Annotated in this window: 18 protein-coding genes; 13 read left to right on the top strand and 5 right to left on the bottom strand. The window is 50.9% G+C overall.

What is annotated here, in order from left to right:
• Positions 1–83: 83 nt before the first annotated feature.
• On the bottom strand, positions 84–1,484 hold the full coding sequence (gene nrfA, locus L2725_RS07470; RefSeq protein WP_249248357.1) for an ammonia-forming nitrite reductase cytochrome c552 subunit: 1,401 nt from the start codon (positions 1,482–1,484) through the stop codon (positions 84–86).
• A 245-nt stretch (positions 1,485–1,729) separates the two neighbouring features.
• Here nrfA and narQ point away from each other — a divergent pair, with 245 nt between their 5' ends.
• Together narQ and L2725_RS07480 are read left to right on the top strand one after the other, a co-directional pair.
• Positions 1,730–3,436 carry a nitrate/nitrite two-component system sensor histidine kinase NarQ gene (gene narQ, locus L2725_RS07475; protein WP_249248358.1) on the top strand — a complete coding sequence of 569 codons (1,707 nt, stop codon included), beginning with the start codon at positions 1,730–1,732 and terminating at the stop codon, positions 3,434–3,436.
• On the top strand, positions 3,429–4,058 hold the full coding sequence (locus L2725_RS07480; RefSeq protein WP_115136020.1) for a response regulator: 630 nt from the start codon (positions 3,429–3,431) through the stop codon (positions 4,056–4,058). Before narQ ends, L2725_RS07480 begins: the two co-directional genes overlap by 8 nt.
• Before the next feature lie 109 nt (positions 4,059–4,167).
• Here L2725_RS07480 and L2725_RS07485 read toward each other — a convergent pair whose 3' ends face one another.
• A complete protein-coding gene (locus tag L2725_RS07485) occupies positions 4,168–4,536 on the bottom strand; it encodes a YacL family protein (protein ID WP_249248360.1) in 369 nt (122 codons plus the stop codon).
• 152 nt (positions 4,537–4,688) lie between these two features.
• On the opposite strand from L2725_RS07485, the gene L2725_RS07490 reads away from it, so the two are divergent.
• Positions 4,689–5,660, top strand: a complete 972-nt coding sequence (locus L2725_RS07490) for a zinc transporter ZntB (protein WP_249248362.1) — start codon at positions 4,689–4,691, stop codon at positions 5,658–5,660.
• Between the two features lie 43 nt (positions 5,661–5,703).
• Here the strand turns inward: L2725_RS07490 and fkpA are convergent, their stop codons facing one another.
• Positions 5,704–6,483, bottom strand: a complete 780-nt coding sequence (fkpA, locus tag L2725_RS07495) for an FKBP-type peptidyl-prolyl cis-trans isomerase (protein WP_248935256.1) — start codon at positions 6,481–6,483, stop codon at positions 5,704–5,706.
• A gap of 236 nt (positions 6,484–6,719) precedes the next feature.
• On the opposite strand from fkpA, the gene L2725_RS07500 reads away from it, so the two are divergent.
• The 6 genes from L2725_RS07500 (at position 6,720) to L2725_RS07525 (ending at position 12,995) form a co-directional block, all read left to right on the top strand.
• Positions 6,720–7,685 carry a WD40 repeat domain-containing protein gene (locus L2725_RS07500; RefSeq protein ID WP_249248364.1) on the top strand — a complete coding sequence of 322 codons (966 nt, stop codon included), beginning with the start codon at positions 6,720–6,722 and terminating at the stop codon, positions 7,683–7,685.
• Between the two features lie 3 nt (positions 7,686–7,688).
• Positions 7,689–7,904, top strand: a complete 216-nt coding sequence (locus L2725_RS07505; protein WP_115136024.1) for a SlyX family protein — start codon at positions 7,689–7,691, stop codon at positions 7,902–7,904.
• Positions 7,905–7,918: 14 nt separating this feature from the next.
• Entirely contained in the window at positions 7,919–8,407 is a 489-nt protein-coding gene (gene def / locus L2725_RS07510; RefSeq protein WP_249248365.1) for a peptide deformylase, read from the top strand.
• Positions 8,404–9,777, top strand: coding sequence for a COG3014 family protein (locus L2725_RS07515; RefSeq protein WP_249248366.1), 1,374 nt, complete (start codon positions 8,404–8,406; stop codon positions 9,775–9,777). Before def ends, L2725_RS07515 begins: the two co-directional genes overlap by 4 nt.
• A gap of 34 nt (positions 9,778–9,811) precedes the next feature.
• Positions 9,812–10,405 (top strand): penicillin-binding protein activator LpoB, encoded by a 594-nt coding sequence (lpoB, locus tag L2725_RS07520; protein ID WP_248935260.1) that lies wholly within the window; start codon positions 9,812–9,814, stop codon positions 10,403–10,405.
• Between the two features lie 73 nt (positions 10,406–10,478).
• The gene (locus L2725_RS07525; protein WP_249248367.1) at positions 10,479–12,995 is read left to right on the top strand and encodes a M1 family aminopeptidase; all 2,517 of its coding nucleotides are present in this window, start codon (positions 10,479–10,481) and stop codon (positions 12,993–12,995) included.
• Here L2725_RS07525 and L2725_RS07530 read toward each other — a convergent pair.
• Positions 12,992–13,303, bottom strand: a complete 312-nt coding sequence (locus tag L2725_RS07530; RefSeq protein ID WP_249248368.1) for a hypothetical protein — start codon at positions 13,301–13,303, stop codon at positions 12,992–12,994. The two genes, L2725_RS07525 and L2725_RS07530, sit on opposite strands and share 4 nt — an antisense overlap.
• Positions 13,304–13,539: 236 nt before the next feature.
• Here L2725_RS07530 and L2725_RS07535 point away from each other — a divergent pair, with 236 nt between their 5' ends.
• The 4 genes from L2725_RS07535 (at position 13,540) to L2725_RS07550 (ending at position 18,243) form a co-directional block, all read left to right on the top strand.
• A complete protein-coding gene (locus tag L2725_RS07535; RefSeq protein WP_249248369.1) occupies positions 13,540–14,895 on the top strand; it encodes a permease in 1,356 nt (451 codons plus the stop codon).
• A gap of 92 nt (positions 14,896–14,987) precedes the next feature.
• A complete protein-coding gene (locus tag L2725_RS07540; RefSeq protein ID WP_249248370.1) occupies positions 14,988–15,344 on the top strand; it encodes a DUF6404 family protein in 357 nt (118 codons plus the stop codon).
• A 138-nt stretch (positions 15,345–15,482) separates the two neighbouring features.
• Positions 15,483–16,757, top strand: coding sequence for an Nramp family divalent metal transporter (locus tag L2725_RS07545; protein ID WP_283164226.1), 1,275 nt, complete (start codon positions 15,483–15,485; stop codon positions 16,755–16,757).
• A gap of 190 nt (positions 16,758–16,947) precedes the next feature.
• Positions 16,948–18,243: a DEAD/DEAH box helicase gene (locus L2725_RS07550; RefSeq protein ID WP_115136032.1), complete on the top strand. Its 1,296-nt coding sequence runs from the start codon at positions 16,948–16,950 to the stop codon at positions 18,241–18,243.
• A 47-nt stretch (positions 18,244–18,290) separates the two neighbouring features.
• On the opposite strand, the gene L2725_RS07555 is transcribed toward L2725_RS07550, so the two are convergent.
• Complete coding sequence (locus L2725_RS07555) at positions 18,291–18,467, bottom strand: hypothetical protein (protein ID WP_249248371.1); 177 nt, start codon at positions 18,465–18,467, stop codon at positions 18,291–18,293.
• Positions 18,468–18,657 lie beyond the last annotated feature (190 nt).

The raw sequence follows: 18,657 nt of genomic DNA on the forward strand, positions 1-18,657 counted from the left end.
CACCTGGCGGGGTCTGGAACTGATACTGCTGACAATCAGCTTATTTGGGGGGCTTGTATCAGTTGCTTAACTCACAAACTTAATCAGTAAGTTGCTTCACGCTTCCTGGCTTCTTCATCCCACTTAGGTGTAATTTCCTTCAGGAACTTCTGCTTGTCTGCGTTCATCTTGTCCATATCCATACCCAGAACTTCCTGAGCCTTGGCCTTGGTAGAGATGTCAGGTACAGCTACCGGACCATTCACACCATGCTTGGCCAGTACATGAGCCAGTTTCACACGGGCATCGGCAGACTTGTCTACTGAAGTGCCCAGAATACGCAGAGCTTCTTCAGGAGCGTGAGCAGCAACACCATGGGAGGCAATTGCATAGTCCCAGCGCCATTGAGCGTGACGGATATCCTTCAGGATTGGCGCCATTTCAGCTTCAGTTGCACCCACTTCCCACGCCTTGGCGGCTTCAAAGTGCGCTTTAACCAGCTGTTGTTCAGCAGTCAGCTGCAGAGACTTAACCTTCTTCTGACGCTCTTTGGTGATGTCCATGATGAACTCTTTATCCTGGGTATGACAGCTGCCACAGGTTTCATCAAAGCGATCAAATGGGTTACCCACTTTGTGGTCGGTAAACTTACGGCCCTTCTCATTGGTCACACGTGGCATGTGGCAATCAGTACAGCTGACATTGTTCTTACCGTGTACACCCTGCATCCAGGTTTCATAACCAGGGTGCTGAGCTTTCAGCATAGGCGCCTTGGACAGAGCATGAGTCCAGTCAGCAAAGTCCAGTGCATCATAGTAGGCTTCCATATCTTCAACGGTAACGCCTTTATCCCACGGGAACTTCACCCAACCTTTACGGCCTTCGCCTTTCTCGAAGTAGTACTCTACGTGACACTGGGCACATACCATGGACTGCTTGTCCTTACGGGACGCCTTGTCGAATGGCATATCAATGGCTTCGAGTGCGCGCTCAGCAAATGGACGGGAGATACGCAGCTTTGGCGAACCTTTAACATGACAGTCACTACAACCGATGGAGTTAACGATTTCTGCACCACCGCTACCCAACTTACCAGCAAAGTAACCAGCTTCGCCCTGGTCTTCCATCAGACGAGGTACGTCAGGGCTCTTACAGCTCCAGCAGGCCATAGGCATAGGGCCATCGGTATCAGTCATTGGCGCGCCGGTACGCAGAGTATTACGCACGTCTGTAACTGCATAGATGTGACCACGGGCTTTGTTGTAGTCTTTGGCAAAGCCGTAACCGGCCCACAGGATCACCAGGTTTGGATCCTCAGCCAGCGCATCAACAACTTCTTTGCTTTCACTGGTGTCATGCCAAGTGGCATATTGATCTTTAAATCTGTCTTTGTAGACTTCGTTGCGCGGCTCAGTTTTGTCACTGGCCATGGCGCCTGCCGCCATAAAGCTGGCAGCAATCAGGGCACTTAATGCAAAGGTTTTTCCTGTCGCTGTTCTCATCACTCTCTTCTCCATCTCAGTGCAGGTTATTCGGTGCAACCCGCTTTCTCTGGAGTTAAAGTTAGAGCTGGTACAGGGGCAAAAATATACCCCCTTATAGGTATCCGGGGTAAAGTTTGCGTCAGATCAACATCTACGCAAGATTTAGATCACATTTTCTGCTTTTTCACGTTAAGCCGTAAGCACTTACTAATCCAGTAGATGTTAAATTGCGTGGTGATGAACGCGCAAAATCACAGAGAGAAACCATGAAACAAACCAGTTTGACCTCGACCATTTTGGGCGTGATGTTAGTGCTGATTCTACTGTCCAGCGGCCTTGCCAGTTTCGCGCTGGGCAATCTGGTCTACAGCCTTGGAGATAGTCGCGCGATTAATGCCTCAGGCTCTTTACGGATGCAAAGCTACCGTCTGATGTTCTACGCCAATTCAGGCAGCAAAGAGGCAGATAAGAAGATTCAACAATTTGAGGACACGCTCTACTCTGACGATCTTAAGCACGCAATCTCCTGGGCCGCCCCGGCAGCACTGGGCGCCCAGTACAGCCTGGCGGTGGACAAGTGGCAAACCATGAAACAGTTTATCCAGCAGGAAAACTCCCGCAGCTATGCCGCCTCCCTGAAAGACTTTGTCGACACCATAGATCTGCTGGTACTGGAGATGGAGCACCATGCCGAATTCAAACTTAAAGTGCTGGCCATCAGCCAACTTATCGGACTCGGCGTCATGCTGCTTATCGCTTTCATCGCGGTACGCTATACCCGTAAGCGTGTCGTACAACCACTGCAGCAGATGATGATATCAGCTGAAACCATCTCAAAGGGCCAGTTCGAGCTGGAAATGCCGAAGACAAATTACATAGAGCTCACCGCCCTGAGCGATGCCTTGCAAAGTACGGCCAGAGAACTGTCAGCGCTGTATCGCAATCTGGAGTCTCAGGTTGAAGATAAAACCCGGGAATTGAGTCAGGCTCACCTTGAACTTACCCTGATGTACGACAGCCTGTTGATGCTGCATACCCGTCCACTGGACAGGCAATTACTGTCAAAGCTGATGCAAAAACTGAGAGAAACTCAGCAATTTGATGCTGTTCGTCTGGTGCTTATCGATGAAGATGATTCAGAGGAGATCAGCGATGACAACGGCTGGCCAAGGATATCGGCACCAAGCGCCCGCTTTGCTGTCAGATATGACAATACTGAGCTGGGCTTTCTGGATATTAACACGACACATACGCCCAACCAGCCATTGCTTATCAACTACGCCATGATGCTGGCACGCTCCATTGTTATCCATAACAGTGGCGAGCAAAGACAGCAACTGGCCCTGATGGAGGAGCGAGGCATCATAGCCCGGGAGCTTCATGACTCTCTGGGTCAGCTGCTCTCCTTTCTCAAAATCCAGATAAGTCTGTTGAAAAAGTCACTCAACAAAGAGTGCCGCAGTGAAATCGTTGATGCCCAGATGAGTGAAATTAATGAGGGTATTAATACGGCTTACGCGCAGCTTAGAGAGCTGTTGGCTACCTTTCGACTGACTACCAAGGAGCCAAACCTGAAAAGAGCCATGGAGGCGATGCTGGAGCAGCTGCGTGGCCAGACTGAGATTGGCATCACTCTGGACTACAAGTTGCCGGGCACCCAATTGGGCGCCAACCAACATATTCACATCCTGCAACTGACCAGAGAGGCCACTCTTAACGCCATTAAGCATGCCAATGCCACTCAGATAGCGATAGTGTGTGAACCAGGTGATGATGGGCTGTTATATATCCATATTAGCGATAATGGCATAGGACTAGCCCATATTAGGGAGAGGGATCAACACTTTGGTATAGGCATCATGCATGAGCGTGCGAGCAAGCTAAGCGGTGTGGTAGAATTCACCGGCAATGCTGAAGGCGGAACCACCGTCAGCCTCAGTTTTCCACCCCAGGAGACCTCGCAATATGAGTAAACCATATTCCGTATTGGTCGTTGACGACCACCCGCTGCTGAGACGCGGCATTTGTCAATTGATAGCCTCTGATGAGGATTTTACCCTTTTCGGTGAAGCCGGAACCGGTTTGGATGCCTTGGCTGCGGTGGCAAATGAAGAGCCGGATATCGTACTCCTCGACTTGAATATGAAAGGTATGTCGGGTCTGGATACTCTGACGGCACTGCGTCAGGAGAGCGTCACGGCAAGGGTGGTAATCCTGACAGTTTCAGATGCAAAACAAGACGTTATCAGACTAATGAAAGCTGGAGCCGATGGTTACCTGCTCAAAGATACTGAGCCGGATTTACTGCTTGAGCAACTTAAGCAGGCCATGCAGGGACACAGAGTTATCAGTGATGAAGTGGCTGAGTTTCTTTATGACCTTAAGGCCAGCCAGGAAGAAAGCAGCTGGATAGATGCCCTCACTCCCAGAGAACTTCAGATTCTGCAGCATCTAGCCGAAGGCCTGAGTAACAGAGCGATATCCGAAGAGCTTCATATCAGCGAAGGCACGGTAAAAGTGCACGTTAAAAATCTGCTGAGAAAAGCTAACGCCAAGTCCAGAACCGAAATGGCAGTGCGCTATTTAAATCAATAATCTGCGCCTTTCTAATAATTAAGCGCTAAGACTTAAGAATTATATTTCTTTTGGGATCAAAAAAGGCAGCTGAAGCTGCCTTATTGAGGATATCTCTTTTGGGTGTACTTTAACTCCCCAGAAACTCCCGCCAACTTTCCAATACCTGCTGTAAGTCTTCCAGCCCACAATTGGCTATCGACTCTGCATCATAAAGATTCATAAACTCCTGCAGGTCATGATCCTCTTCAATTCCCAGCACATTGGCAGCCACCACGGCTTGTTCCTTGTCCATTTCCAGCGTGAGATCGCGCCCGACCAACTGATAATGTTCCAACTCACCGGCCTGTAGTTGGGCAATAGCCTGCAATACAGCACTCAGCTTTGCCTCATCTTTACCCAACTCTTCAGACAACCATCGACCCAGTGCCTCATGATCCATACTGAATAGTGCCAAAACCGAACCATCAAGCGAGTTACGACGAAATTCGTAATCCATTGGGAAACTCATTTATCTCCAGTCTTACCTTGGTCCGATTTTACCCCAAAGCCCCCGTCCTGCCTACGTTATGAAGTATCTATAATCTTCTGGCGGCCACATGTGCCAGGAGTTAATCTAACGAAATCTGCCGACTAAATAGTGAGTTATCCATGTCCAAGAGCTTCGTTATCAGTCTACTGATTAATCCCCAAACCGGGGCCGTTAATGAAGTGTCTCAGGATGAGATACAAAGCTGGCGTCCCGAGCAAGGGATCCTCTGGTTGCATATGAACTACCGCAACCCGGCTGCAAGGGATTGGCTGGCGCAGGCTGGATTACCTGCAACAGATACCCAGACGCTCCTCGACCATGACACCCGCCCCAGAGTAGAAGCATCGGCCGCACGGATCCTTATGACATTAAGAGGCATAAACCTTAACCCTGAAAGTGCTCCAGAGGATATGGTTGCTGTCAGGCTATACGCCGATAAGCAGCGCATCATCACCTCCAGCGACCGTAAGGTGAAATCCATTGGCGAGCTGGCTGAGCAGCTGTTGAAGGGAAACGGCCCAACAAGCCCGGGCACTTTTATATTGGAACTGTGTCACCGACTGACCCTGCGTAAGGTGAATCAGATAATGGATATGGAGGACAAACTGGCTGACCTTGAAGAGCAGGCCCTGCAGCAGTCTGACCATAATCTAAGGTTGAATCTTGGAGAGCTCAGACGCCAGGTGATTGCTGTCCGCCGCTATCTTGCGCCGCAAAAAGAGGCTTTTTTCAGTGTGATCAGTACCGCCAGCTTGATGAGCACAGAGGAGAGGTCCCGTATGCGGGAGATCTACAATACCCTGCTCAGAGTCATTGAGGATTTGGATGCAATTCGTGACCGTGCACTAGTGACCCAGGAGGAGTTGTCCAATCAATTAACTGAGCAGCTGAATAAGCGGCTGTACTTTCTATCTCTGGTCACAGCCATATTCCTGCCGCTGGGATTCCTCACCGGCCTGTTGGGCGTCAACATAGGCGGTATCCCAGGCACCAACGACCCCAAAGCCTTTACCTACTTCTCCATTGGCCTGGGTGTGCTGATAGTCATACAGATATTTCTGCTTTATAGCTTTCACTGGCTCAAAAAATAAAGGCGCCATCGGCGCCTTTATTTACACAATTCAGTAATCTGGATTACTGGGCAGCTTCAGCTGGCTGGTCAATACCCAGCAGCTCTACTTCAAATACCAGAGTAGAGTTGGCCGGAATAGTACCGGTATCACGCTCACCATAGGCCAGCTCAGATGGGATAACAAACTTGTACTTGGAGCCCACTGGCATCAGCTGTACACCCTCGGTCCAACCCGGGATAACACGGTTCAGCGGGAACTTAATTGACTCACCACGCTTGTAAGAAGAGTCGAACTCAGTGCCATCGATCAGGGTACCGCGATAGTTCACTTCCACAGTGTCGGTCGCCGCTGGCTTGTCACCGGTACCTGCAGTGATCACTTCATACTGCAGACCTGAGTCTGTGGTAGTAACACCTTCTTTCTTGGCATTCTCTTCGAGGAACTTCTTACCCTCTTCCAATGTCTTGGTTGCCAACTCCTGAGCCTGAGCAACACGCTTGTCATTCAGCTTCTTGTCCAGACCCTGCAGAACAGTTTGCATATCTTCTTCAGACAGCTGCATCTTGTTATCCAGGCCATCGGTAAAGCCCTCAATAATCAGCGCGCGGTCAACCGGCATACCCAGTTTTTCCTGCTCAGCGATCTGGCTTTGCATGTAAGCACCGAAAGAAGCACCAATGCTGTATGACTCTTTCTGTTCCGGGGTTGTCAGCGTAGTTGTTGCAGCGGCTTGCTCAGTCTGAGCAGTCTGTGCAGGAGCGTCTTTTGCTTGTTCTTGATTACATCCAGCCAGACCAGCAACTGCCAGTGCTACCAGTGAAAATTTGTATATTGCTTTCATCAATACTTCCTCAGCATCCATTTGCCGTTAAACTAATCAATATATCGATGTCGTGTTACTTCAAAATGGTCTCATTTATGATCTTATTTGAGCCACAACAACATTTTGAGGTAACGCGAGAATTTGCCACTTTACCCCAGTTAACACAGAGATACCAATGACAATCTGTTCATTCGTTGGTAAGGGTAGGGTGAGTTAACAGACACTCCTGTCAGGGAAAAGTTCGGAGTTTGTCCATGCAAAAGTTAGTTTTACTCCTGCTGTCGTTCAGTTTATTGCAGGCATGTCAGCCAAAACCAGAGGAAGTGGTGGAGCTGACCCAGGAGCCTCTGTACGCAGCCAGCCTCACCCGTAACGCCGAAGGCGTGCTCCTGAGTATGGCCAGTTCAGGCCTGGTTTATTGGGACATCACCAGTCAAAGTCCTATGTATCAGTGGCGTCATGGTGATGACAGCAGCAATATTATTGCCACCGCTGTGTCTGCAAACAGTCAGTTTGCCGTGTCGTTAAGCCGGGATTCAGTCGCGCTGTGGAGTATTGCGGACGGGCAATCCCGGGGTTGGTGGTCACTGCCGGCCTCAGGGCAAAGCGTGGCGGTTGCCGACAATGGTGCCCTGCTGGTCGGGCTGACCGATGGCAGTGTACTGTCGTTGGCCGCCAATCAGGACAAGCTGATTAAATACCTGGGCCATACCGAGAAGGTTAACAGCGTGGCTATTTCGGCTAATGGCAGTCTGGCACTGAGTGGTGGCAACGATAATATGGTGCACCTCTGGAATCCTTCCAGCGGGCAACCGGAGCAGAGTTGGCAACTGAACTCAAGAGTCGTTAAGGTAGCGCTCAGTGATGATGGCTTATTGGCATTTGCCAGTGACAGCACCAATGATGCCAGGATCTGGGATGCCGTCGACGGTGAACTAAAAAGCAAACTCAACATCAAAGTAAGACAAAAGACCTTCAGCGATGCCAGATTTGTTAAAGCCAACAGAGCTTTGCTGACAGGAACACCGGCGCGGGAAGTAATACTTTGGCGAACTGACAGCGGTAAAAAACTGGGCAATTGGCAGGTGGCTGTCACAAAGAAAGGGCAAATCAACAGTGCCGTTGTATACTCTGTCGCGATTAAAGGTATCAACCAGGTCGTCAGTGTCAGCAGCAATGGGCTGCTGGAAGCCTGGGACATGACATCCACAACGAGGTAACGGATGAACGACGCATTGCAAACCCAGCTTGATGAGCTGGAAACCCGTATCGCTTTTCAGGACGGGACGATTGAAGAGCTGAATATGGAATTGATCAAACTCAATGATCTGGTCGCCCGTCAGCAATATCAAATGCAATTGATAGTCGACAAGCTGCGCGCGATTGAGCCCAGCAATATGGCCAGCCAATCGGAAGAGACACCACCACCTCACTACTGATTTCAGGGAGAGTCATGGCATTGCAACCCATTGCAACAACCGGAGATGAGATTCTTGGCCAGCAGGCCGTCGCGGTAACTGTGTTTGACAGGCAATTGCATAACCTGGCTGATGACATGATGGACACTATGCTGGCTGCCAATGGTGTGGGTATTGCTGCGCCCCAGATTCACTACCCTCTGGCCATGTTTATTATGGCCTCCCGCCCCAACGACAGATATCCGGAGGCACCTTTAATGGAGCCACTGGTGCTGGTTAACCCAGAGCTTATTGGCGCATCGGTCGAGCTTGAAAGTAGTGAAGAAGGTTGTTTGTCAGTGCCCGGCAAGAGAGTCAATCTATTCAGGCACACCTGGGTGGATGCGCGTTATCAGGATCTTCAGGGGCAATGGCATCGCAGTAAGTTTGAGGGATTTGCCGCCAGAATCTTTCAACATGAGCTTGATCACCTTAAGGGCATTACTCTGTTGGAGCGGGCCAATGAGCCTGAATTACAGGCATGAAGTGGACAGCCATCAAGCACCTTTGCCTGGGGCTGTTAACCATGACTATGCTGGCTGGTTGTGCCGGCAGCAGCCTGTTTGTTAGTTATCCCAGTCAAATGGCGCCAGTGCGCCAGGCACTCAACTCCCAAAACCCAAAAGCTGTTCTGCCTGAGCTTCAGCAGGCTATTGATGGCCAGGATGGTTTGCTTTATGCCCAGGAGGCAGGCCGGGTCGCCCAGATAAGCGGCGACTTTAAGGCCAGTGAAAACTACTACCAACGCGCCATTGCTGACTATCAGCACTTCGATGACAAAGCTGTTATCAGTGCGTCAGAACTGGGCGCAACCGCCAGCAGCATACTGCTCAATGACAATGCTATTCCCTATGAAGGCCCGGCTTTCGAACGCATAATGCTGCATCAATATCAGGCGATGAACTATCTGTTTACCGGTGATTTTGAAGGCGCACTGGTGGAAGTCAGGCGGGCCAATGAACTGCAGGCAAGGGAGCAGAAAAAGTATAACTCTGAATCTGTGGTCCGGGATATCAATAACGGTCAGGTATCCGCGGAAATGCGCAGACTGGACGGTATGGCAGGTGGGGTGGAAAACTCCTTTCTTAATGCCTACAGCTATTATGTGACCGGACTTTTATATGAACTCCTTGGTCAACCCAATGATGCCTTTATCGACTATCGCAAGGCTGAGCGCCTGGCACCGGGTAATCCCTATCTGCAGCAGGATCTGGTTCGGCTGGCAAAACAGCTGCAGATGCCTCAATACCAGGACTTCAAAAAGCGTTGGGGGGAAGCAAAGCCGATACCCGCGTCAGACGGGCAACTGATCGTGCTGATTGAGCGAGGTCTGGTGCCGGGTAAAGAGAGCTTTACCGTGCCATTTACCATAGATGGTTATTGGCAGAGGGTCACCCTGCCCACCTATGCAGGACGAGGCGCTCCGGTGCGGGCGGCATCCATCTCGGGAACAGGCAAGCCCATCAAAGCAGCACCTTTGGCCAATATAGATGCCATGGCTATCAGAGCCCTTAAAGAACAAATGCCAGGTATTGTGCTGAGGCAAGCCGCCAGAGTGGCTGCAAAGGCCGAGATGAATCAGAAAGCCGGAGGCAGTAACAACCAGCGCCAGGATGACTTTGCCGGTGTCGCTATGCAACTGTTCAATCTAATCTCCGAGCAAGCCGACAGACGCAGCTGGCTGACCCTGCCACAACAGGCACAAATTGCACGGGAGTCGCTGGCTCCGGGGCAGTACCCACTGAAGTTGGACGCCAGTCACACCTATCAGGTGGATATCCAAAAGGGAAAAACCACCCTGGTTTGGGCAATCGACACTGGCAATGTGATCCGCTTTTATTCAATAATCATCTGAAATCATCTGATTTTACGAACCACAGGACTGAAGAATGAAACATGCAAAACTGATATTGGTACTGGCAGCAGTGGTCGGACTTTCCGCCTGTCAGTCCCGGGTAGAATATGGTGATGCCACCGCTGTTGAAACCGTTAATGAGAATTTTGGCTCCAGCGATCTGCAGGCCATCACAGCAAAAATGGTCGACAGTATGCTGACCTTCCCACCTGTGGTTGCCCTGACCGCCAATGAGCGTCCGGTTATTTTTGTAGACAGAATTAAAAACAAGACTTCTGAGCATATTGATACTGAGTCCGTAACCGACTCCATCAGCAACCAGTTGCTGCGCTCAGGTAAGTTCCGCTTTATCGATATGACCAAGGTGGATGCCGTTCGCAAGCAGCTGGATTACCAGAACAACTCCGGCATGGTTGACCCCTCCCACGCCATCAAGTTTGGTCGTCAGATTGGTGCCCAGTATATGCTGTACGGCAACCTGTCCAGCATAGTGAAGCAGGATGGCAGCACCAAGGATGTGTACTACAAGATGACGATGCGCCTGATGGATTTGGACACAGGTTTGATTGAGTGGTCTGACGAAAAAGAGATCCGCAAGACTAAATCCAAGTCTTTCCTCGGCCTCTGATAGCGGCTGCCAATCCATCCAACGCAACCATCCTTCGGGATGGTTGCCCTTATTACAAGAATAATAACGAATCATGCTCCGGCTGTTGTTGCTCCCCTGCCTGTTGGCACTCCTGTCACTGACCGCATGTCAGTCGACACAGAAATCCACTCCCACTCTTGATACGCCGGATGCCGCCAGAGCGGCAGCGCTCAGTCGTTCTTCACGTCTGTCTGACGTAAATTATCAGTACCAGCTGACACTGACTTCAGACGGCTTTAATGGCAAAGCCGATATCAGTTTTAGTTTGACAGAAGTGACAGCTCCGCTCTCTATCGATGCTGTGGGTATGCAGCTGAGCGGTGTCACCATCAATGGCAGCTATCTTTATCCTGACTATGACGGTAAACAACTGACCCTTTCCCCGGCATTGCTGCAAAGTGGCGAAAACCAATTGCAGCTGAGTTTCAGTGGCAACTATCAGACTGAGGGCAATGGCCTGATCAGCTATATTGATCCGCAGGATGGACAGCAATATCTCTATAGTCATTTTGAGCCAGATGGTGCCTCCCATCTGCTGCCCCTGTTTGACCAGCCGGATCTGCCCGCCCGGTTTACCCTTGAGGTAGTGACGCCCCCCCAGTGGCAAGTAATAGGAAACAGCCAGCCGCAAGCCTGTCACAACGAACAAACCGGGCATTGTGTAAAGTTCAGCACTCAGCCACAGCTGCCATTAAGCCCACATAACATGTCCCTGCACGCTGGCCCATTTGTACATTGGCAACGCCAGGGAGAACTGCCTCTGGGGCTATACGCCAGGCAGTCCCAACAGCATCTGGTGCAATCGGACATCTGGCTTGAGAAAACTCAGAGCAATCTGCAACAGCTTCAGCAAGTGTTGGATACCCCATTCCCATTCGCCAAATATGATCAGTTGTTGATGATGCAGGATGACAACAGCCTGTTCACCGAGCCACACAGTGGTGCGGCATCTGTGGCCTTTATCCGCAGCAGTGAGCCGGACAAAACACTGCTCAGGCAACAGCTGGCACGCCAGTGGTTTGGCAATATGGTCAGCATTGACTGGTGGCACAGCCGTTGGCTCTCTGATGCCATCAGTCTCTATCTGGCTGGCTCTGAAGCCAGCGCTATCGTCGGCAGTCAGGCGAGGGATTTGGCATATCAGACCGACGAGCTGCAGATGGGAGGCCATGCCGTTGGTGAGCCCGCCCACTATCTGTCGGGTGACCCGATTATCCGTACCAAGGCTGTAGCAGCACTGAAACAACTTGAGCTGCAAATCAGAAAAGACAAGCTGCTGCAGATAATGAAAGCATTCTTGCAGCAATACCAAGGCAAAGCCGCTGGGGCCGGGGCTTTTATCTCTATTGCACAGGCAACAGCAGGGGTAGATCTCAGCAAATGGAAACAGGATTTTATCGATACCCGCGGCGTGAACCGACTGCAGGCGAGAGTAGATTGCCGGGAAGGGGTTGTTGAGACTCTGACTCTGCAGCAATTACCCGATAGTCAGGGTAAGCTGCGCACTCAAAAGCTGATGCTCGGCCTGTATCACACAGATCGCAGTGGTGTTCATCTGGACAGACACATACCTGTGTTAATCCAAGGCCAATATACCCGGGTCGATGCAGCCGCTAACCTGGTTTGCCCGGACTTCATCTGGCCCAATGAAGAGGAGCAGGCTTATCTCAGGGTGATCCCGGATGAGCACAGCTTATCTGTATCTGGGATGAAGCTGGGCAGGATACACAACAAACAGACATCTCTTCTGCTGTGGCTTTCCATGTGGCAGTCACTGTTGTCCGGTGAGTTAAGCGCCGAGGATTACCTGGCCAAGGTCTTACTGAACGCTCCTGAGATGACGGATGCTGATACCAGTGAGTTGTTACAACAGCATTTGCTGGCGCTTAAGCAATATATTGCGGCCTCCAACTCAGACAACGCCTGGCTGATTGACGCCATGGCGCAGTTGAGTTTACAGCGGGCAATGGAAACCTCTGCATTCCCTGTCCTGCAGCAAAACTGGCTGGATACTTATATTCAACTGGCAAGAAGCCGGGAGGCACTGGACCATCTTCAGCAGTGGCTGGAGCATGTAAAGGGGCCACTACCGCCGCTGACCGAAGAGCAAAAATTTCGGGCTCTGCTGCAACTGACCCGCTATGACCATCCGGCAGCCAACAAAGAGATTCAAAAATTCAGAAAACGCCAACAACTCACAGAATTGCAAAGCCTGCAATTGAGAGCTATCAGCCCCAAGGCTTCTGAAAAACGGGCGTTGCTGGCAAAACTACCTTTACTCAGCGAGGCTAACAGGGAAGCAGTAATGTCGGTTTTATATCCGCCAGAGCAGCAACTGCTAAGCCAGGCCAGTGCCGATCAGAGACTGGCGTTAATTCAGGATGACTCGTTACCACTGGGAATGAGGGAGCAGATGGCAGCTAATCTGCCCTATCGTTCCTGTAATCAGGATTCAGCAGATAAGCTGCAACGCTTGAGTAAACAAAGCTCCCAGCGCGCTATCGCGGGATTGCTTGAGCGCCAGGCTTTATGGGTTGCCCAATGTGTCAGGATTAACCAATCTCTCTAGTTTTTTCTCTGCTTGATTTTTATGGGGTGAACTTCCGCTTTAGGCTTGTTCATCTCACCATACCTGTCACCCACCAGCTTCCAGTGGGTGTCAGGGAGTTTGAAAAAATAGAACCTTTGCTTGTTCGCATCGGTAACAAACCCCATACCGAAACGCGCAACTTCATAATGAATGTCGTTGACATAATTCGAGTTAAACCTTTGTCTGTCGGTTAACTCAAGAATATCCTGGCGACTGAGAAACACACCATCATCATAGTGGCCCACCCTGTCATAGAGCCACTGGGCAAAGTCCTTCGCACATTTCATTGTCACTCTCCCCTGCCACCGCGCCGGGACGAAACGGTGAGCTTTTGAATAGTGAATGATTGCGCAGAATTTTTATCTTGCCACACCTTGTCTCAGGACAATATTTGACTGCCTGAGACGGCACAATCTGCTTGAGCCCCGGTTGCCACAGATTTACCATGATACATCCTGATACACCCGGTGACTGCCTTTTTCTTTCCCTCACTGTTTGTCACTGGTTTCTCCAAGGAGGTCCCATGGACCAAACCGTTTTTGATTACCTCTGGCATATTGTCAGTACTTTCAGTGGCATGGTCTGGCAGATATATTGGCCACTGGCGTTCGGATTAATGCTCTCTTCCCTGCTCAGACACCTGTTACCCGTGGATAAGGTCGCACAACATCTGGGGCATACCAGCCCCAAAAGTCTGGCGCTCACTACTTTACTGGGCATGCTCTCCTCCTCCTGCTCTTATGCGGCCGCCTCTCTGTCGAAAACATTGATTGCCAAAAAAGCCAGCTTAAGCAATGCCATGGCCTTTTTAGTGGCCAGTACCAACCTGATCCTGGAAATGTTTATTGTGCTGGTAACACTGCTGGGGTGGCAGTTTTTATGGGGGGAAATAGCCGGAGGCATACTACTGATTATTCTGGTTGCAGTTTTGTTCCACTTCTTCCCCAAAAAACAGGAAACGGCGCTACGTAATAAACTGGCGGCGGAATCCAGCCCTATGCTCATGGCACATCACCATATGGATAGTCAGCCAGACAGTTCAGCAGCGCAACCCCAGGGTTCGACTCAGAAAGAATCGATGGAAATGCAATGCGGTATGGCCGATATGGATCAGGGTGAGCGCAAGGAAATGACCTGTAGCCAACAGGCTGATGCCGAGACCAAGCCGATGCAATGTGGCTCTCATGACACCGCATCGAAAGAGATGACCTGTGGCATGAGCGAGTCCGGCGAGATGCGCTGCGGGATGGCTGCAGGCGCCCCAACCGAAAAAGAATCCTTCTATGAAAAAATCAGTCGCAGCTCTGGCTACTTTCAAATGGACATCGCCATGATAGGCAAAGAGATCCTCATTGGCGTGGTCATCTCCTCCCTGCTGATTGCGCTGATTCCCGCTGATTGGTGGCGGCAACTGTTTATCTCCAGTGGCAATGCAATGCCAGCCATAGTGCACTCCCTGCTGGATGTGGTCATAGGTATTTTCGTGGCCGTGATTGCCTATGTCTGCTCAGTCGGAAATTTATTGCTGGCCGCCGCCCTTTGGCACGGCGGTATCTCATTCGGTGGCGTCATGGGCTTTATTCTGGCGGATGTGCTGACCATTCCCATGACCCGGGTTTATCGAAGCTATTATGGTAAACAGCCGGCACGCTGGATGGTCGGCCTGCTGTTTATCGGAATTTTGCTGACAGGTATCTTGCTGGATCTGACGCTGGGGCAGATGGATTGGAGCGCGTCCAAAGAGACACTCAGGACTCTGCATCAGTCAGGTTTTGGCTTGAATTTCACCACGGTGATGAACCTGATCTTTATCCCTCTGTCTATCTGGTATTACCGGCTGGGTAAAAAGACCAATGGGGCATCGGGCATGAGCATGTAACTTCATATAACCAGAGTATCGGCCTGAGGGTGATCCCTCGGGCCACTTGCTTGGTACTTATCATCTGTGTCATCCCCGAGTTGGAGCATCCCATGGAGTTACCCAAGCCCTTTATTAAAGCCGAGCAGGAGATGCAGCGCGCCGGTGTCTGGCCCGGTATTCTCTATCCTTTGATGAAACATCTGGGTGAGCCAATCCGGCCATTTCCCTACCGACCTTTTATTCTGAACCTGACCCAGACGGCGCTTTGGGTAACACTGGTATTTGCTCTGGTGATGTACTTTGGTTTCTGGCAACAGAAAGGCATTCCCCTGGCATTGGTGTTTATGGTGGCAGCCCAGGTCGGCATAGTTGCAGGTATTCTGGTGGGTCTCTATGGCGTGTTGCTGGCAAAAAGAAAAAAACTCAGCAGTTGGCAAAGCCTTTGTCAGCAAGACTCATCTGACTAACGACCTGTTGGTAAATAAGGTTATCGGCAAAAGCGTTTACTCCAATCCCGTGAACTCGAGTTAATGATAGTAGTTCTCATTTAAATCGGGCGTAGACTGTGTCCAATCTTCCTATTGTGACACGCCCCTGGATCCCTGATGTCAATGTTAGCCACGCCAAACTCTTCGCTGATTAACCCCGCTCTGGCGACGCCTTCTTTGCAGCGGCAACAGCCGACTGCCAAGCGCAGCAAAATGATGCTGCTGGGCCCGGCATTTATCGCAGCTATCGGCTATATCGACCCGGGTAACTTCGCCACCAATATCGAAGCGGGTTCCAGTTTTGGTTATCGCCTATTGTGGGTAGTGCTCTGGGCTAACCTGATGGCAATGTTCATCCAATATCTGTCGGCGAAACTGGGCATTGTCACAGGCAAAAACCTGGCGCAGCATCTGGGTGATAGATTGCCCCGCTGGGCGGTCGTGCCCTACTGGCTGCAGGCAGAATTGATTGCCATGGCCACAGATTTGGCTGAGTTTATCGGGGCGGCCGTGGGCTTTCAGTTGCTGTTGGGCGTTTCTCTGTTTGAAGGCGCTGTGATAACCGGCTTGCTGACGCTGGGCATATTACAGCTGCGGCGTTGGGGCCAAAAGCCAATTGAAGCCATCATTGGCGGCTTACTGCTTTTGGTCGCGGCTATCTATGTCGCTCAGCTCTTGTTGAGCCATCCTGCAGCGTCGGGCATGGCGGCAGGCTTGTTGGTTCCCGGGTTCGACAATGGTCATCAGGTGTACCTGGCTGCAGGCATACTGGGCGCAACAGTCATGCCTCATGTCATCTATCTGCACTCAGCCCTGTTTGAAGGGCAGCAGGGTCAATCAATCAGATCCCGGCTGCGCGCCAGCAAGCTGGATGTGTCTCTGGCCATGACGATTGCAGGCTTTGTGAACGTAGGGATTATCACCATGGCGGCCGCTGTGTTTCATTTCTCCGGTCATAGTGACATTGCCTCCATTGAGAACGCCTATATGACCTTAACGCCCATGCTGGGTAAGGGCGCTGCGCTACTGTTTGGGCTGTCGCTTATCGCCTCAGGCCTGTCCAGCTCAGTGGTAGGGACTTTGGCCGGTGAAGTGGTGATGCAGGGCTTTGTGCGCTTTAGTATTCCTGTGTGGGTCAGGCGTCTGGTGACCATGCTTCCCGCTTTTGTCGTGATAGCCATGGGCATAGACACCACCAAAATTCTGGTGATGAGTCAGGTGGTCCTCAGCTTTGGTATAGCTCTGGCTCTCGTTCCTCTGCTTAAGTTCACCGGCAACAAAGAGCTGATGGGCGGCTTTGCCAACACAAAACTGCTGAAGTGCACAGGTGTTGCCATAGTTCTTCTGGTGGTGGTGCTTAATGCTTACCTGCTGTTTACCCTGTTGCAGTAACGACTTTGTTTGATGCTGTGACGGTTTATAATGTCATTATAAATGCTCCGTAAATGTCTGGGTTAAGCGGCAATTGATGGGAAAAGTTACAACTCCTGGTGGAGTTTGGTATACTCCGCCGCCGCCCAGCGCCTGAAGGCAATCCGGGCAATCGGTTTCGCAACCATTTTTGCAATAATGGGATAAGTAGATGAATTTTGAATCCTTCAGTTTTGCCCCTGAGATCCTGCAAGCAGTATCTGAGTGTGGCTATAAAACCCTGACGCCAATTCAGCGCCAGGCGATCCCTGCCGTGCGCCGGGGTCAGGATGTGCTGGCCAGCGCCCAAACAGGCACAGGTAAAACAGCCGCCTTCTCCCTGCCTATCCTGCAGAAGATGGTCGAACAGCCAAAGCCTTTGGTCACAGGTCAGGTACGTGCGCTCATTCTTACGCCAACCCGTGAGCTGGCTGAGCAGATCGCCAATAATCTGAAAGCTTACAGCAAGTACCTGAAGCTCAATGTCCGCCTGATGACAGGTGGCAAGAGCGCCGATGCTCAGGCCCGTAAGCTTAAGCAGGGTACTGACTTCCTGGTGGCAACGCCGGGACGTCTGCTGGAGCAGCTGCAAGCCTGTAACCTGAGTCTGGCCAATATCGATTATCTGGTGATGGATGAAGCTGACCGTATGCTGGATATGGGCTTTATCAAAGATATTCAGCGTGTACTTCAGGTGTGCGCCAAAGATCGTCAAACTCTGATGTTCTCTGCAACCTTCTCAGGTGGTGTGCGTAAACTGGCAGACGAAATCATGCCACGTCATGAGGTGATCACTGCCGATAAGCGCAATACTGCTGCTGCCACAGTAAGCCAGGTCGTTTACCCGGTTGAGCAGCGCCGCAAGCGAGAACTGCTGTCTGAGCTGATTGGCCGCAAGAACTGGCACCAGGTACTGGTATTCTCAGCCACCCGTGAAGACTGTGAGCAGCTGGCCCGTGAACTCAACCTTGATGGTATTCCAACCGGCGTTATCCACAGTGAGAAGGCTCACGGTAACCGTCGCCGCGCCCTGAAAGAGTTTATGGAAGGTAAGCTCAGAGTATTGGTTTCCACCGAAGTCGCTGCCCGTGGTCTGGACATCCCGGATCTGGAATATGTAGTTAACTACGACCTGCCATTCCTGGCTGAAGACTATGTGCACCGTATTGGCCGTACCGGTCGTGCCGGTAAGTCCGGTGTCGCAATATCCTTCGTCAGCCGTGAAGAAGAGCGCATGTTGGCAGATATTGAAAAGCTGATCGGTCAGCGCATTAAGCGTATGACAGTGCCAGGCTATGAAGTGTCGCGCCGTGAGTCTCTGCTTAAGCACCTGCAGCGTCGCCGCTTCAGCAAAACACTGCGTGAAGATGAAGCTGTTGCCCAGATGGCTGCAGAAAAGAACATGTCCGGCCGTCGTGTGAAAGTAAAAGTGGGTTCTTCCGGCATCAAGCCAAAGAAACTCAAGTAACCGACCAAAGTGACTGTATATGAAAAAGCCTCCAACCGGAGGCTTTTTTACTTGCTGCAGGCCAGTGATGAATTCTGGTTATCGCATGTAATTCCAACACTGCCCTTCTGGCTGATTTGTGGTTCCTCATTCAGGGGGATAAACCGGGAAAACGCAACAACCCCAACCACACTGAGAAACACTATCCCCACCACCATATCAACCAGCGAAAAACCTTTAGCCATCCTTTAGCAACCTTTGCAACAAGCAAAAAACAGGAATCATATTACTGGTACTTGAGCCCAAGTCGAGAAATGGATTGCCAAATCGCAAAATTCAGATGGGAAAACCAACAAAGCGCGGCTTTTTAAAGCAGTAAACCATGAAGCCAACACCTGCACAGAGGCTTTCACTTCAAGATTCACTTATATTTGG

The sequence above is a fragment of the Shewanella corallii genome (genome assembly GCF_023349125.1).
GTDB lineage: Bacteria > Pseudomonadota > Gammaproteobacteria > Enterobacterales > Shewanellaceae > Shewanella > Shewanella corallii.